The sequence below is a fragment of the Promicromonospora sukumoe genome (assembly GCF_014137995.1).
GTDB lineage: Bacteria > Actinomycetota > Actinomycetes > Actinomycetales > Cellulomonadaceae > Promicromonospora > Promicromonospora sukumoe.
Window position 1 is genome coordinate 906,946 of sequence record NZ_JACGWV010000003.1, and the last position, 15,917, is coordinate 922,862.

Consider the following 15,917-nt stretch of genomic DNA (forward strand, 5'->3'; position numbering starts at 1 on the left):
CGGCGGGGTGCTGCACCTCACCACGTCCTGGTGCTTCCCCGCGGCCCGGGGATCTCTACCCTTGTGGGGTGATCGACCTCCACACGCACTCCACCGCGTCCGACGGCACCGACTCGCCAGCGCGGCTGGTGGAGGTCGCCGCGCACGCCGGCATCGCCACGCTCGCCATCACCGACCACGACACGACGTCGGGCTGGGCCGAGGCCGCCGAGGCGGCGGACCGGTACCAGGTGGGTCTGGTACGCGGAGCCGAGATCTCGGCGATCGCCCGGACCCCGGGCTGGGGCACCGGCGTCCACCTCCTGGCCTACCTGCACGACCCCACCCACCCCGACCTGCTGGCGGAGACCGAGCGCACCCGCGCCGACCGCGAGTCGCGGGCCCGGCGCATGGTGGACCTGCTGGCCGAGGACTTCCCGATCACCTGGGACGACCTGCTCGCCCAGACCAAGCCCGGCACCACGCTGGGCCGCCCGCATCTCGCGGACGCGCTGGTGGCGGCGGGCGTCGTCCGCGACCGGGACGAGGCGTTCGCGACCATCCTGCGTCCGGGCACCAAGTACTACGTGGGCCACTACGCGCCCGACGCCGTCGCCGCGGTCCGCGCCGTCCGCGCCGCGGGCGGGGTGCCGGTGCTCGCGCACCCCGGCGCGGACGCGCGCGGCAAGATCGTCCCGGACTCGACGATCGAGGAGCTCGCCGCGGCGGGCCTCGCCGGGCTCGAGGTGGACCACCGCGACCACACGCCCGACACCCGCCGGCGCCTGCGGGACCTCGCCGGCGCGCTCGACCTGCTGGTGACGGGGTCGAGCGACTTCCACGGGGCGGGCAAGCAGAACCTGATCGGCGAGAACACCACCGCGCCCGAGGTCCTCGACGCCATCGCGGACCAGGGAGCCCTGGCGGTGCTCCGGTGAGCTGGTTCGACGTCGCGCTGTTCACCGAGGTGTTCGTGACGCTGTTCGTGATCATGGACCCGCCCGGGACGGTGCCGGTGTTCCTCGCGCTCACGTCGCGGATGACGGCGCAGGACCGCAAGCGGGCCGCGCGCACCGCGATCTTCGTGGCGTTCGGCGTGATCGTGGTGTTCGCGCTGTTCGGCCAGCTCCTGCTGGAGCACATGGGCATCTCGCTCGCGGCGCTCCAGGCGTCCGGCGGGCTGCTCCTGCTGCTCGTGGCGCTGGAGCTGCTGATGGGCAAGATGGACGCGGGCGAGTCCGACGCCGGCTCCGGCAGGAACGTGGCGCTGGTGCCGCTGGCGACGCCGCTGCTCGCCGGGCCGGGCACCATCGTCGCGACCATGGTGTTCGTGCAGCAGGGCGTGAACGCCGGGGAGTCGGCCGTGGGGCACTACGCGTCGATCGGCGTCGGCATCGTGGCGGTCTGCGTCTGCACCTGGGCCGCGATGCGGTTCGCCGGGGTGGTGCACCGGGTGCTGAAGGACTCCGGCGTCACGCTCGTGACCCGGATCGCGGGCGTGCTGCTCGCGGCGATCGCCGTGCAGATGATCGCGAACGGCGTCATCGAGTTCGTGCGGACGGTCTAGCTCAGACGTCGATCGTCTCCAGGGTGACCTGGACAGGCTTCTCCGGGACGAGCTTCTCGGCCTCCCGCACCTTCTTCTTCATCGGCAGCACGTAGCCGCCGTTGCTGTCGCTCGGGAAGACGGACGTGGTCCAGGTGGTCGTCCCGACCGTGACCCGCACCCGGATCGAGCCGAAGCCGCGCGGGGGCAGCGGGAGGTCGGCCAGCTCGTCGGAGTGCTCCGGCGGGACGGTCACGAACCACCAGGAGTCGGTACGCACCTGCCACTGCCACAGGGGAGCGGCGAACTCGATCTGCACGCGCCGAGCCTGTCAGAAACTCTGGAAAGTGTCAGACCCACAGGTCACCGGGGTGACCTGTGGGTCTGACACGTCGATCGCTCAGACTCAGGACTCGGACTGAGTTCCCTCGGCCGGGCGCCCGCCGCGCGTGCGGCGGCGGCTGCGGTTCCGACGACGGCGCTGGCCGTCCTCGTCGCCGCCCGACGCCGGACGGTCGGCCGGTGCGCCGTCGCCCGACCCGGTCACGGCCTCGCCGTCGGGCCGGGACGTGGAGCGCGACCCGCCGTGCGAGCCGCCCTGGCGCCCGCCGGAGCGCTGAGCGCCCGAACGGCCGCCGCCGGAACGCCCGCCGGCCGGGCGGGAGCCGCTGTTGCGCTTGCCCGTCTCGCCCAGGTCCTCGAGCTCCTCGGCGTCCAGGCCGGCCAGGTGCTGCGCGGAGCGCGGCAGGCGGCCCTTGGTGCCCTCGGGGATGTTCAGGTCCGCGAACAGGTGCGGCGACGTGGAGTAGGTCTCGACCGGCTCGGGGAAGCCGACGTCGAGCGCCTTGTCGATGAGCGACCAGCGCGGCACGTCGTCCCAGTCCACGAACGTGACGGCGGTGCCCGTGTTGCCCGCGCGGCCGGTGCGGCCGACGCGGTGCAGGTAGGTGCGCTCGTCCTCGGGGCACTGGTAGTTGACCACGTGGGTCACGTCCTCGACGTCGATGCCGCGGGCGGCGACGTCGGTCGCGACCAGCACGTCGATCTTGCCGTTGCGGAACGCGCGCAGCGCCTGCTCGCGGGCGCCCTGGCCCAGGTCGCCGTGGATGGCGCCGGCGGCGAAGCCACGCGTCTGCAGCTCCTCCGCGACCTTGGCGGCGGTGCGCTTGGTGCGCGCGAACACGATGCTGCGGCCCCGGCCCTCGGACTGGAGCAGACGCGCCAGCACCTCGACCTTGTCCAGGGCGTGGGCCCGGTAGACGACCTGCTTGATGTTCTTGACGGTCGCGCCCTCGTCGTCCGGCTCGGCGGCGCGGATGTGCGTGGGCTGCTTCATGTAGCGGCGGGCCATCGAGACGACGGCGCCCGGCATGGTCGCGCTGAACAGCATGGTGTGCCGCTGCGCGGGGGTGCGGGCCAGGATCTTCTCGACGTCGGGCAGGAACCCGAGGTCGAGCATCTCGTCGGCCTCGTCGAGCACCACGGTCGCCGCACGCAGCAGGTTGAGGTGGCCCTGGTTGAGCAGGTCGATCATGCGGCCGGGCGTGCCCACCACGACGTCGACGCCGGTCTTCATGGCCTCGATCTGCGGCTCGTAGGCACGGCCGCCGTAGACCTGCACGATGCGGACGCTCCGCTTGGCGGACGCGGTGGCCAGGTCGTTCGCGACCTGGACCGCGAGCTCGCGGGTCGGCACCACGACGACGGCCTGCGGCTTGCCGGGGGCGACGAGCTCGTCGTAGCCGGCCTCGCCCGGCGCCACGACGCGGTGCAGCAGCGGGACGCCGAAACCGAGCGTCTTGCCGGTACCGGTCTTGGCCTGGCCGATGATGTCGTGCCCGCTCATCGCGACGGGCAGCGTCATGGCCTGGATCGGGAACGGGTGGGTGATGCCGGAGTCCGCCAGCGCGGCGACGATCTCGGGGCGGACGCCGAAGTCCGCGAACGTCACGTTCTGCGCCTGGATGGCGGACGGGGAGGAGTAGTCGGGACCCGTGCCGATGGTCGGCTCGGGGGTCACAGTGGCCGCACTCGCGGCCGGGTTCTCGGTGGTAGTCACTGGCGCCTTCATCTCTCGCGGCGCGGTGGGCCCTCATGGCCCGGCGATCGCGCCTTCGTGCGGCAGCCGATCGTGAAAATCATCGCGCGCCGGGCAGGGAGCCCAGGCTGCGCGTCCTGTCGGCGGCCTCGCGGAGGAGGCCGGAGCACAGGTTCGGGGGTCGGAACGTGACGACCGGGCAACCGATGTACGGGATTCATGGTACGCGCACGATGTTTCCGCGTGGTTAGCGAAACGCCTCGTGGACGCCGTTAGTAATGAACGCCACGTGGCGGAGGGCCCTCGCGGGCGCCGTCCGCCACGTGGCGTCGGGTACGACAGCGCTCAGACGGCGCCGAAGCCGACCTTGCGCTGCTCCTCGGAGCCGATCTCGACGTAGCCGATGGCGCTGCCAGGGATGATCACCTGACGGCCGCGGGAGTCGGTGAGCTCGAGGGGGCCACCGGTCAGGGCCTTCTTGACGGCCGTCGCGACGGCGTCCGCGCTCTGGTCCGTCTCGACCACGACCTCGCGCGGCAGGTGCTGCACACCGATGGTGACGTCCACGTTTACTCCAGTTCGGTCGGGGATTGCGCCGTTGCCCGGGGATCCGGGGACCCGGCCAGACGATCCTAGTCACGCACCGGGGCGGTCGGCCTGCGGTTTCGCCGTGAGCCGATACCTGTCCACATCCTGTGGACAGCATCGTGGGCCTACGGGCCGGTGCGTGGCACCATGGTCGGCGTGAACAGGTCGCCCCAGGACCCTCGGCGCGCCATGGCCGCGCTCGGGCTCTGCCTCGCGCTCGGGCTGGGTGGGGGCGTCGCGGTGACCATGGGCACCGAGCCCGACGCGTCCGCCGCCGTCGTGGCCGGCGCGGTGGACGACAGCCTGGGCGTCGAGGCGGGCGACGCGATCCGGAACGCGTACGAGGCGGCCCGGTCGGGCAACCGCGTCGCGCCGCCGGCCCCGGAGCTGCTGCTGGAGGCCGACGTCGGAGACCCCGCCGCGCCCCTGACCTCACCGAGTGCGCCGTCCGCGGGGAAGGCCGCACCGCCGGAGCCGGTCCGGGTCGACGCGCCGACGCCGGAGCCCGGCTCCGGCCTGCTCGGCGCCGACATCATCGTCGAGCCGAAGCTGTCGGGCCGGCTCGTCGTGGCGACCGGGTCCCGGACGGCGCCCGCCAAGGGCAAGGTGTGGCGGGTCCAGATCGCGGTCGAGAGGGGCCTGCCGGTGGACCCGGAGGTCTTCGCCGAGGCCGTGCTGACGACGCTGAACGACCCGCGCGGCTGGAACGCCGCGGACGGGTCGACGTTCGCCCGGACGGACACCGACGAGTACGACGCCCGCGTGGTGCTCGCCAGCCCCGGCACGACGGACCGGCTCTGCCTCCCGCTGGACACCATCGGCGAGCTCTCGTGCGGCATCCAGGAGACCGCGGTGCTCAACTTCAAGCGCTGGGCCACGGGGTCCACGGCCTGGAACGACGTCGCGCGCTACCGGCAGTACCTGGTGAACCACGAGGTGGGGCACGTGATCGGCCACCACCACGACCGGTGCCGGGGCAAGGGGAAGCACGCGACGGTCATGGTGCAGCAGACCACCACGACGAGCGGGTGCGTCCCGGAGCCGTGGCCCGCCCCGGACGCGGGCCGGGAGTGACGTTCCCCGCTACGCCGGGGGATGAATCGGGCATTCGCGACGCCTCCGCGCGGGGCGTCGGGGAGTGTCAGTGGCTCGTGGTTCGATCGTCCGCGTGACACCGACCCTCACCCTCGCACCTCGGCTGGCGCCGCCCGGGACCCGTCCCGACGGCGCCGGTTCCGTGCTGCTCGACGACGGCCAGGCGGCTGCCGTCGAGTCCGCGCTGAGCCGGCCCGCGACGCTCGTCCTTGGTGCTCCCGGGTCGGGCAAGACGACGGTGACCTGTGAGGTGGCGGTCCGCGCGCTCCTGGCCGGGGTCAAGCCGGAGCGGGTGCTGGTGCTGGCGTCCTCGCGCCGCGCCGCGGCCCGGCTGCGGGACGAGGTGGCGGCCCAGGCGGGGCGCACGGTGGGCGCGCCGATGGTGCGCACCGCGTCGTCGGCCGCGTTCGCCGTCCTCCGCACGCGTGCCGCGGCGCTCGGGCAGCCGACCCCCACCCTGGTCTCGGGCCCGGAGCAGGACCTGGTGCTGGCCGAGCTGCTCGCCGGGCACGTCGCGGGCGAGGGGCGCCCGCTCGCGCTGCCCGCCGGCCTGCCGGAGGAGTCCCTCGGCCTGCGCGGCCTGCGTCAGGAGCTGCGCGACCTGCTCATGCGTGCCGCCGAGCGCGGGCTCGGCCCGGTCGAGCTCGACGAGATGGGGCGTGCGAACGACCGGCCCGAGTGGGTCATGGCCGCGCAGCTCTACGAGGAGTACCTCGACACCATGACGCTGCGGCTGGCCACGCCCGACGCCGGGCCGCGCTACGACCCCGCCGTCGTGATCGACGAGGCCGCGGAGTCCCTGCGCTCCTGGGAGGACGAGGTGCCCGGCACACCGCGCCCCACCTGGGACCTGGTCGTGGTGGACGACTACCAGGAGGCCACGGCCGCGACCGTCCGGCTCCTGCGCGTGCTGCACGACGACGGCGCGCGACTCGTGCTGCTGTCGGACCCGGACTCCGCCGTGCAGACGTTCCGAGGCGCCGCGCCCGGGCTGACCGGCCGTGCCGCCGCTCCCGCCGGGCCGGGCCGGGAGTTCGGCGCGTTCGACGCCGAGACGGTGGTGCTCGGCACGGTCTGGCGCCAGGCACCGGAGCTGCGCGCCGTGACGCGCGCCGTGACCAACCGGATCCCCGTGTCGGCGAGCGCGATGCACCGGCGCGCGGTGGCCCGCGCGGACCAGGTCCGCGCGGAAGAGTCTCGTGCAGAAGGGTCTCGTGCGGAAGGGCCTCGCGCGGACGACGACGCCTCCGGCGAGACCCCGTCGGAGGGGGCCGCCGTAGGCAGCGAGGAGCCCACGCCCGCGTCGGTCCAGGTGGCCGTGCTCGCGGGCGCCGCTCAGGAGGCCGCCTGGATCGCGCGCGAGCTGCGCGCGGAGCACCTGCTGCACGGCACCCCGTGGGACCGCATGGCCGTGATCGCGCGGAGCGGCACCCGGCTGGCGGCGCTGCGCCGCGAGCTGGTCTCGGCGTCGGTGCCCGTGGCGCTGCTCGGCTCGGACCTGCCGCTGCGGGACGAGCCCGCCGTGGCGCCCCTGCTCGCCGCCGTGAAGACGTGCGCGGGCGCGCCGCGGGGCAGCCTGGAGGCGCTGATCGCCGAGGAGCTCGACGGCGAGGAGCCCGTGCTGGACCCGGAGACGGCGGCCTTGCTGCTCGTCTCCCCGATCGGCGGGCTCGATGCCGTGGCCCTGCGGCGGCTGCGGCGCGCGCTGCGTGCCGAGGAGCTGTCGGCGGGCGGTGGCCGCACCTCGGACGCGCTGCTGGTCGAGGTGCTCGCGGACCCGGCACGCGCCGCGCTGCTGCCCACGCAGGTGCGGCGCGGGCCGCTCGCGGTCGCCCGCGTGCTCGCGGCGGGCCGGGAGGCGGCGGGGGAGCCCGGCGCCACGGCGCAGACGGTGCTCTGGGCGGCCTGGGCCGCGACCGGCCTGGCGGAGCGGTGGAGCGCCGCCGCACTGGCCGGCGGCCCGGCGGGGCTGCGGGCCGACCGGGACCTCGACTCCGTGCTCGCGCTCTTCCGCGCCGCGGAGACCTTCGTGGACCGGATGCCGGGTGCGCCCGTCGCCGCGTTCGTCGACTACCTGGCGTCGCAGGACCTCCCGGCCGACTCCCTGGCGGCGTCGGCCCAGGGCGCGGGCGCCGTGGAGGCGCTCACGCCTCCCGGCGCGGCCGGGCGGGAGTGGGACGTGGTGGTCGTGGCCGGCGTGCAGGACGGCGTGTGGCCCGACCTGCGGCTGCGTGACTCGCTGCTCGGCTCCCAGGCACTCGTCGAGCTCATCGCGGGGCGGTCCGACGACGGCCGCGTGGTCGGCGCCGAGGCGCGGCGCCAGGTGCTCACCGACGAGCTGCGCGCGTTCGCCGTGGCGGTCTCCCGGGCTCGGCGGCGGCTCTTGGTCACCGCTGTGGAGGACACCGAGGAGGCCCCGAGCGTCTTCTGCGACCTCGTGTCCCCGCGCGACGACGGCGGCGACGGGCCGGACCCGCGCCGCGTCCAGGTCGGCCCGCCGCTCGACCTGCGCGGCGTGGTGGCCGCGGCACGCTCCGAGCTCGTGCGAACGGCGGCCGGCCCGGCCGCCGAGCCGGCGGGCGCTTCGCACCCCGCGCACCCCGCCGCGGCCCTGCTCGCCGACCTCGCGGCGGCGGCCGTCGCCGAGGCGGACCCGAGCACCTGGTACGGCGTGGCCGGCGTCTCCAGCGAGGTGCCGCTGTGGGGCGCCCAGGACATCGTGACCGTGTCGCCCTCCAAGGTCGAGACCGTGACCACGTGCGCCCTGCGCTGGGCGTTCGAGTCGGCGGGCGGCACCAAGCCCGACGCCACCCACCAGAGCCTCGGCACGCTGCTGCACTCCATCGCGCAGAGCCACCCGAGGGGATCACTCACCGACCTGAACCAGGAGCTCGACCGCCGCTGGCCGGAGCTCGCGCTGCCCGACGGCTGGCCGTCGCTCCAGCTCCGCAAGCGCGCCGAGCGCATGGTGATCCGGCTGGCGGAGTACCTGGGCGACTCCGGTGAGCCGCTGCTCGTCGAGGCCGACTTCGACCTACGGGTGGACCGCGCCCGGCTGCGCGGCCAGGTGGACCGCGTCGAGGACGCGGGGGACGGCAGCGTGACCGTCGCCGACCTCAAGACGGGCAAGACCGCGGCCAGCAAGGACAAGGCGGCGGAGAACCCGCAGCTCGGCGCCTACCAGCTCGCCGTCGAGGAGGGCGCGCTCGACCTGCCCGAGGGCACGGTCAGCAAGGGCGCGAGCCTCGTCTACGTGGGCACCGAGACGGTCTCGGCGAGCGTGCGGAACCAGCCCGCGCTCGCCCCCGACGCCGAGGGCAACAGCTGGGCGCGCGAGACGGTCGAGGGCGCCGCCGACACGATGGCCGCGGCGAAGTTCGCCGCGAAGAACAACGACCTGTGCGAGATGTGCGGGGTGCGGCGGTCCTGCCCGCTGCAGCCCGAGGGACGGAAGGTGGTCGAGTGATCGGGCACGAGCCGGAGATCCGCCTGTCGGCGCGGGCCATCGCGCGGCTGCTCGGGCGGCACGAGCCCACCGACGAGCAGGTTCGCGTCATCGAGTCGCCGCTTGAGCCCGCGCTCGTCGTCGCGGGCGCCGGGTCCGGCAAGACGGAGACCATGGCCGCACGCGTGGTGTGGCTCATCGCCAACAAGCTGGTCCAGCCCGAGCAGGTGCTCGGCCTCACCTTCACGCGCAAGGCCGCGGGCGAGCTCACTCAGCGCGTGCAGACCCGCCTGGCTCAGCTCAACCGGGCGCTCGGCGAGGAGTCGGGCGAGGCGCTGGCCGGCCTCGACCTCGACCGGCCCACGGTCGCCACCTACAACGCCTACGCCGCCTCGCTGGTGGCCGACCACGGCCTGCGCCTCGGCGTGGAGCCCAGCGCGCGCCTCCTCGGCCAGGCCGAGCAGTGGCAGCTCGCGTCCCAGGTCGTGGAGTCCTGGGACGAGGATCTCGCCACCGACCGAGCCGTGAGCACCGTGACCGCGGCGGTCGTGGCGCTGTCCGACGCGCTCGGCGAGCACCTCGTCGACCCCGCGGACGCCCGGGCCCGCCTCACCGACATGGCCGAGCACCTCGAGTCCGTGCCGCTCGGCCCCAAGCAGCGCAAGCGCACCAAGGACGTCGACAAGCTCATCGGCTCGATCGCCGAGCGGGCCCGGTTCGTGGACCTCGTGGTCGAGTACCGGCGCCGCAAGCGCATCGCCGAGGCGCTCGACTTCGGCGACCAGGTCTCCTTCGCCGCCCAGCTCGCCCGCGAGGTGCCGATGGTCGGCGCCGCCGAGCGCGCCCGGTTCGAGGTGGTGCTGCTCGACGAGTACCAGGACACCTCCTACGCCCAGGTCGAGCTGCTGTCCGGCCTGTTCGGCGGCGGCCACCCCGTCACCGCCGTCGGCGACCCGCACCAGTCCATCTACGGGTGGCGTGGTGCCTCCGCGGCGGGCCTCGCCCGCTTCCCCGGCCGCTTCCAGCGCGACGACGGCGTCCCCGCCGACGTGCACTACCTCTCCACCTCGTGGCGCAACGACGCCGCGATCCTGACCGCCGCCAACATCGTGTCCGGGCCGCTGCGCTCGCGGACCGGAGCGGCCACGAGCGTCGAGGTGCCGCCCCTGGACCTGCGGCCTGGTGCCGGCGAGGGCCGGGTGACGGCGCACGTCGCCGCGACCCTGGAGGAGGAGGCCGAGGCCGTCGCCGAGTGGGTCGCGGAGCGCTGGCGCTCCGGCGCCCACCCCGACGGCCGGTCCACGGCCGCCGTGCTCTGCCGGGCCCGGGCCCAGTTCCCCGCGATCGAGGTGGCGCTTCGCCGCCGCGGTCTCCCGGTCGAGGTCGTCGGCCTGGGTGGCCTGCTGTCCACCCCCGAGGTGGTTGACGTCGTGGCGCTGCTCCAGGCCGCGCACGACCCGTCGCGCGGCGACTCCCTGCTGCGCCTGCTCACCGGCCCGCGCCTCAACCTCGGCGCCTCCGACCTGCACGCGCTCGGCTCGTGGGCGGCCGACCTCGCGCGCCTGGACGACCCGCGCCGCGCCGCCGCCGAGGCAGAGCGCGCGGCGCGCGAGGGCGCACCGGCGGGTGAGTCGTCGGACGACGACCTCCGCGTCGTCGAGGGCGACGTCTCCGACCACCGGTCGATCGTCGACGCGCTCGACGACCTCCCGCCGGCGGGCGAGCCGGCGCGCGACGGCCGCGTCCTGTCCGCGGAGGCGCACGGCCGCCTGGGCGCGCTCGCCCGGCTGCTGCGCGACCTGCGCGGCCTCACCTACCTCTCGCTCCCCGAGCTCGTGGTCCAGGCCGAGCGCGCGCTCGGCCTCGACGTCGAGGCGGCGACCGCGCTCGCGCTGGCCGGCGCCGGCGTGGGCGGCGCGGTGAGCGACCGTGGCCGCGAGCACCTCGACGCGTTCCGGGACGTCGCGGCGTCGTTCGCGCAGTCCTCGGACACGGCGACGCTGGGCGCCTTCCTGGCCTGGCTCGGCGTCGCGGGCGAGCGGGAGCGCGGGCTCGACATGCCCGTGCACGAGCCCGACCCGGACGCCGTCCAGGTGATCACCGCGCACGCCGCGAAGGGCCTGGAGTGGGACGCCGTGGCCGTGGCCGGCCTGGCCGACGGCGCGTTCCCCACCTGGGACCGCGGCTCGCGGTCCGGCGAGTCGTCGTCGGGCTGGCTGTCCGACCTCGGCGAGCTGCCCTACCACCTGCGCGGCGACGCGGACGACCTGCCGCGCTTCGACTGGGAGCACGCCTCCGACACCAAGGACCTGGTGGCGCTGCGGGACGAGTTCAAGGCCGAGTGCGGCGAGCACCGCCTCGCCGAGGAGCGACGGCTCGCGTACGTCGCGTTCACCCGCGCGCGCCAGGAGCTCTTCCTCACGGCCTCGTGGTGGGGCACGGCCAGCCGCCCGCGCGGCGTCTCCCCGTTCCTCGCCGAGCTCGGCGACGCCGGGCTCTTCACCGCCGACCTGTGGGCGCCCGTCCCGGAGGCCGACGCCGAGAACCCGCGCAACGCGGAGGAGATCACGGCCGTCTGGCCGGCCCCGGACGGGAGCGGCCAGGACGACGAGGCCGGCTCGACCGGCCAGCCCGGGCAGCCCCTGACCGCACGCGACGTCCTGCGTGCCACGGCCGGGCTCGTCGACGAGGCGGCCGACGAGCGCCTGGTCGCGCTCGCCGCCATGCGCCTCCCGGCGGACGCGCTGACCGCGCCGCAGGGCGTCCTCGCCGACGCCGCCGGCCACGACCTGGTCGACCTCGCCCGGATGCTGCTGGCCGAGCGCAACCGGCACGCGGACCGGGAGATCGCGTTCCCGGCCCACGTCTCGGCGTCGGGCCTGGTGCGGCTCGCCGCGGACCGCGACGCCTTCGCCCTGCAGCTGCGCCGGCCGGTGCCGGTGCAGCCCACCGTGCACGCCCGGCGCGGCACCCGGTTCCACGAGTGGGTGGAGCAGTTCTTCACGTCGGCCACGCTGCTCGACGTCGACGACCTGCCGAGCGCCGAGGACGACGACCTGCCCGAGGACACCGACCTCGACAAGCTGCGCGACACCTTCCTGGGCTCGGAGTGGTCGGCCCGGATGCCCGTCGCGGTCGAGGTCGACGTCGAGACGCCGGTCGCGGGCGTCATGCTGCGCTGCCGCATGGACGCCGTGTTCCGGGACCCGGCTACCGGCCCGGACGCCGTCGTCGTGGTGGACTGGAAGACCGGCCGAGAGCCCCTCGACGCCGCCGCGCGGGCCGCGCGCGAGGTGCAGCTCGCCGTGTACCGGCTGGCGTGGTCCCGCTGGACGGGGCTGCCGCTGGACCAGGTGAGCGCGGCGTTCTACTACGCGGGGTCCGACACGACCGTCCGCCCGGAGCGGCTGCTCGACGAGGCCGAGCTGGAGGCGCTGATCAGGGGCGACTGAGCCTGTCCCCTACGACTGAGCCGGTCTCTGACATCCAGCCGGTCCCCGAGATCCGGGTCAGTCCCCGATCGGCCCGCCGAACCACTCCTCGATGAGGGAGCGGGCGATCGAGGCGCGTCCGGGCAGGCCCAGGTGCCCGTCGGCGACGGCGGTGGCGACCTCGTCGCGCGTGAACCAGGAGGCCTCGGCGATCTCGTCCTCCTGCCGCACCAGCTCCGTGCTGGTCGCGCGGGCGCGGAAGCCGAGCATGAGTGACGCCGGGAACGGCCACGACTGGCTGCCGCGGTACTCGATCGACGCGGGGTCGAGCGTGATGCCGACCTCCTCGCCGGTCTCGCGCGCCACCGCCTGCTCCAGCCCCTCCCCGGGCTCCACGAAGCCGGCCAGCACGGAGCGACGGCCCGGGTCCCACTGCGGGCCGCGGGCCAGGAGCAGGCGGTCGTCCGCGTCGGTGACCGCCATGATCACCGCGGGGTCGGTGCGTGGGAAGTGGTTGGACTCGTCCGCGGGGCAGTGCCGCACCCAGCCGCCCTGCCGCACCTCGGTCCGCGTGCCGCACAGCGGGCAGTGCGTGTAGACGGCGTGCCACTGGGCCAGGGCGACGGCCTCGACGACCAGCCCGACCTCCAGGTCGGGCGCGTCGAGCGACCGGAGGCCGGTCCACTCGACGTCGAGGTCGGGCTCCGGCACGGGATCGGACCCCGGCGCGCGCCCGGAGTCGGCCAGGACCACGGCCAGGTAGGCGACCGCGCCGTCGCCTTCCGGAGCACTGCCCTCCGGAGCGTCGGCACCCTCGCCCAGGAACAGGACCGTCCGCGCGCCCAGGTGTGCCACGTCGTCGGGCGCGAGGAACGCGACCCGCTGCTCCGTCGTCGCCACGCGGGTCCCGCGCACCACCAGCACCCGCGTGGCCGGCTCCTTGAGCAGGTCGTCGAGGAGGCCGGGCTCGGCGCGCCGGTGCGCGGCGCGGTCGTGGGCGGCGCGGGCGAAGGGGAGGTCGAGGGAACGCACGGGACGACGGTAGTCCTCCGCGCGGGTTCGTGACGCCGGACCTCGTGGGCGGCAACGCCGGACACGCCACGGACCTGTCCCGTGGTGCGCCGGACGCTGCTCTAGGGTGAGCACGTGTCCCGCACGCCCCTCGCTCTCGCCGCCCTCTCGACCGCCGCCGTGCCGGGTCTCGACGCCCAGTCGGTGCGCGTCGGAGACCTCGCCGGCGACTACGACGTCGCCGTCGTGACCGGCGCGGACGACCAGGAGTGGGTGGTGCGCGCGCCCCGCACCACGGTGGCCGGGGCCGCGCTGGAGGCCGAGATCGAGCTGCTCGACGCGCTCCGGCTGTACATCGACACGGGTGTGCTCCCGTTCGTGGTGCCGCAGGTCGCGGGCTACGCGCTGCTGCCGGAGGGCGGCCGGGCGGTCGTGCACCGCCGGATCATCGGCGACAACCTGGACGTCGAGGTGCTGGAGCAGGGTCCCGGCCTGGCGGCCGACCTGGGCCGGGCCATCGCGGCCATCCACGAGCTGCCGACGTCGGTCGTCGAGACGTGCGGGCTGCCCAGCTACACCGCGTCCGAGTACCGCGAGCGTCGGCTCACCGAGGTGGACGAGGCGGCCAGGACCGGCCGCATCCCGCCCACCCTGCTGCGCCGCTGGGAGACCGCGCTGGAGGACGTCTCCCTCTGGCGGTTCAAGCCCGTCGTCACGCACGGCGACCTGGCGCCCGACCAGCTCCTCGTGGACCGGCAGCGGGTCGTGGCGGTGTCGGGCTGGGCCGAGGCCCGGGTCGCGGACCCCGCGGACGACCTCGCGTGGCTGATCGCGGCGGCCCCCATGGAGGCCGTGGACTCGATCATGGAGGCCTACCAGCTGCGCCGCAAGGAGCTCACCGACCCGCGGCTGGCCGAGCGGGCCATGCTCGTGGGCGAGCTCGCGCTGGCGCGCTGGCTCCTGCACGGCGTGCGGCACCGCCTGCCCGAGGTGGTCGAGGACGCCACCTCGATGCTGGAGGACCTGGACGAGGCGACCCTCGACGAGAGCTGACCGGCCGACCGTCCGGCCGCCCGGCAGGATCCCGCCGAGGATCGCCTCCCGGTCACTCGCCGGCGAGCGTGCGTGGCCGCGCGTGCGCGACGGCGTGGCTCACCCCGACGGTGAAGAGCACCCCGCCGGCCCACCAGATGCCGAGGGTGATCATCCCCACGTCGAGCGTGGCCACGACCAGCACGGCTACCCCGGCCACGGCGACGACCGCGCCGGCCCACGCCCGGCCCACCATGATCAGCGCGCCGATGACGACGAAGCCGCCGATCCAGAGCCAGCCGTCGGGATCGATCCCGTAGGACCCCACGAGGCCGCCGACGACGAGCAGGACCGCGGGCAGGATGGCGACCACCCCGCCGGTGATGCGCCAGGCGGCCGCGGGGCGGCCGCCGCGCGCGATCGCCGGCACGGCGAGCGCGGCCCACGCGAGCATGGCGGTGAGCGTGTGGAACGTGGTGGTGCCGACAAGGCTCAGCACCGTCAGCACGACGGCGACCGCCACGGCGGTGATCTTCCGGGCCCGCCCCGGCACGAAGAGCGGGAGCGCGGCGACCAGCGCCGGGACCAGGTTCAGCAGCACGATGCCGAAGCCGGACTGCTCGACCTGGGTGTCCAGGCCGGGGAGGATCGTGTCGGGCCAGAGGAACGAGACGAACATCGCGGTGAAGACCGCCGCGCCGGTCGCCAGCCACTGCAGCACGCGCCACATCCGGTCCGTCCGGCCGGTGTCGTGCCCCAGCTCGGCCCGCACGCGCTCGGTGAACTGCGCCGGGTCGCCGAGGCTCTCGGCGGCCTGCTCGGGGGAGCGGCCCGCGTCGGCGGCGTCCGCGAAGTGGGCCCGGACGTCGTCGAGCACCGCGCCCCGCTGCTCGGGGGTGAGCGTCCGCAGGCGCTTGCCGACGTCGCGCAGGTAGGTGTCCTCGGCGTTCGCGTTCATCGTGTCCCTCTCGGTCATCGTGATCCCTCCAGAAGGGCGTCGACCTGGGCGCCGAGCGACGACCAGACCTTCGCGAAGGTGGTGAGCTGTTCGGTGCCGTGATCGGTGATGGCGTAGTAGCGGCGGGGACGCCCGGTGCCGGACGAGTCCCACCGCGGCTCGACGAGCCCGTTCTCGCGCATGCGGGCCAGCAGGGGGTACAGGCTGCCCTCGCTCGCGATGAGCTCGCGCGAGGTGAGGTCGTCGGCCAGCTCGAGGCCGTACTTCTCACCGCGGGAGAGCAGTGCGAGCACGCAGTACTCGAGCACTCCCTTGCGGAGGTTCGTTGCGATGCGCTCTTCGGTCATGGCAGGAACAGTAACCTTGCATAGCAAGACTTGCAATACAAGACTTGCGTAGCAAGGTAAGAGCGCGGCGAAAAGGGCCGACGACGTCACCGTCGTCGGCCCTTGGCCTTTCAGCAGCCCCGGCCCGTGAGCGGGCCCGGCCCGGACGTCAGGCCGCGAGGGCCTGCTTCACCTGGGCGAGGCTCGGGTTGGTCGCCGCCGAGCCGTCCGGGAAGACCACGGTGGGCACGGTCTGGTTGCCGCCGTTGACCTGCTCCACGTAGGCGGCGGCCTCCGGCTGCTCCTCGATGTCGATGACGGTGTAGCCGATGCCCTCGGAGTCGAGCTGCGTGCGCAGCCGCCGGCAGTACCCGCACCAGGTGGTCGAGTACATGAGGACGGTCCCGTCCTCGGGAAGCGGCGTGGTCGTCTCGGACATCAGTTCTCCCTGTCAGTGGTTGCTGCGAG

Annotated in this window: 13 protein-coding genes; 6 read left to right on the plus strand and 7 right to left on the minus strand. The window is 74.7% G+C overall.

The annotated features are described in order from the left end of the window. Nucleotides 1-68 precede the first annotated feature (68 nt). Both FHX71_RS28050 and FHX71_RS28055 read left to right on the plus strand, forming a co-directional pair. Nucleotides 69-917: a PHP domain-containing protein gene (locus FHX71_RS28050; RefSeq protein ID WP_182620732.1), complete on the plus strand. Its 849-nt coding sequence runs from the start codon at nucleotides 69-71 to the stop codon at nucleotides 915-917. After that, complete coding sequence (locus FHX71_RS28055) at nucleotides 914-1,546, plus strand: MarC family protein (protein ID WP_182620733.1); 633 nt, start codon at nucleotides 914-916, stop codon at nucleotides 1,544-1,546. Before FHX71_RS28050 ends, FHX71_RS28055 begins: the two co-directional genes overlap by 4 nt. 1 nt (nucleotide 1,547) lies before the next feature. Here the strand turns inward: FHX71_RS28055 and FHX71_RS28060 are convergent, their stop codons facing one another. From FHX71_RS28060 to FHX71_RS28070, 3 genes are all read right to left on the minus strand, one after another. Further along, a complete protein-coding gene (locus tag FHX71_RS28060) occupies nucleotides 1,548-1,844 on the minus strand; it encodes a DUF1905 domain-containing protein (RefSeq protein WP_182620734.1) in 297 nt (98 codons plus the stop codon). An 87-nt stretch (nucleotides 1,845-1,931) separates the two neighbouring features. Next, entirely contained in the window at nucleotides 1,932-3,596 is a 1,665-nt protein-coding gene (locus tag FHX71_RS28065) for a DEAD/DEAH box helicase (protein WP_220490509.1), read from the minus strand. Nucleotides 3,597-3,908: 312 nt separating this feature from the next. After that, nucleotides 3,909-4,130: a DUF3107 domain-containing protein gene (locus tag FHX71_RS28070; RefSeq protein WP_182620736.1), complete on the minus strand. Its 222-nt coding sequence runs from the start codon at nucleotides 4,128-4,130 to the stop codon at nucleotides 3,909-3,911. Between the two features lie 177 nt (nucleotides 4,131-4,307). On the opposite strand from FHX71_RS28070, the gene FHX71_RS28915 reads away from it, so the two are divergent. The 3 genes from FHX71_RS28915 to FHX71_RS28085 all read left to right on the plus strand — a co-directional run bounded on the left by FHX71_RS28915 (nucleotide 4,308) and on the right by FHX71_RS28085 (nucleotide 12,143). Continuing rightward, nucleotides 4,308-5,225: a DUF3152 domain-containing protein gene (locus FHX71_RS28915; protein WP_220490510.1), complete on the plus strand. Its 918-nt coding sequence runs from the start codon at nucleotides 4,308-4,310 to the stop codon at nucleotides 5,223-5,225. 163 nt (nucleotides 5,226-5,388) lie between these two features. Next, nucleotides 5,389-8,712 (plus strand): ATP-dependent helicase, encoded by a 3,324-nt coding sequence (locus tag FHX71_RS28080; protein ID WP_182620872.1) that lies wholly within the window; start codon nucleotides 5,389-5,391, stop codon nucleotides 8,710-8,712. Continuing rightward, nucleotides 8,709-12,143: an ATP-dependent helicase gene (locus tag FHX71_RS28085; RefSeq protein WP_182620737.1), complete on the plus strand. Its 3,435-nt coding sequence runs from the start codon at nucleotides 8,709-8,711 to the stop codon at nucleotides 12,141-12,143. The genes FHX71_RS28080 and FHX71_RS28085 overlap by 4 nt, the downstream gene beginning before the upstream one ends. 57 nt (nucleotides 12,144-12,200) lie before the next feature. On the opposite strand, the gene nudC is transcribed toward FHX71_RS28085, so the two are convergent. Next, a complete protein-coding gene (gene nudC, locus FHX71_RS28090; RefSeq protein WP_182620738.1) occupies nucleotides 12,201-13,154 on the minus strand; it encodes an NAD(+) diphosphatase in 954 nt (317 codons plus the stop codon). A gap of 114 nt (nucleotides 13,155-13,268) precedes the next feature. On the opposite strand from nudC, the gene FHX71_RS28095 reads away from it, so the two are divergent. Next, nucleotides 13,269-14,186 carry a phosphotransferase gene (locus FHX71_RS28095; protein ID WP_182620739.1) on the plus strand — a complete coding sequence of 306 codons (918 nt, stop codon included), beginning with the start codon at nucleotides 13,269-13,271 and terminating at the stop codon, nucleotides 14,184-14,186. A 52-nt stretch (nucleotides 14,187-14,238) separates the two neighbouring features. Here FHX71_RS28095 and FHX71_RS28100 read toward each other — a convergent pair whose 3' ends face one another. From FHX71_RS28100 to FHX71_RS28110, 3 genes are all read right to left on the minus strand, one after another. Continuing rightward, nucleotides 14,239-15,141 (minus strand): HAAS signaling domain-containing protein, encoded by a 903-nt coding sequence (locus FHX71_RS28100; RefSeq protein WP_182620740.1) that lies wholly within the window; start codon nucleotides 15,139-15,141, stop codon nucleotides 14,239-14,241. Further along, nucleotides 15,138-15,470, minus strand: coding sequence for a PadR family transcriptional regulator (locus FHX71_RS28105; RefSeq protein ID WP_182620741.1), 333 nt, complete (start codon nucleotides 15,468-15,470; stop codon nucleotides 15,138-15,140). The genes FHX71_RS28100 and FHX71_RS28105 overlap by 4 nt, the downstream gene beginning before the upstream one ends. Nucleotides 15,471-15,618: 148 nt before the next feature. Then, complete coding sequence (locus FHX71_RS28110) at nucleotides 15,619-15,888, minus strand: mycoredoxin (protein WP_020016326.1); 270 nt, start codon at nucleotides 15,886-15,888, stop codon at nucleotides 15,619-15,621. Nucleotides 15,889-15,917 lie beyond the last annotated feature (29 nt).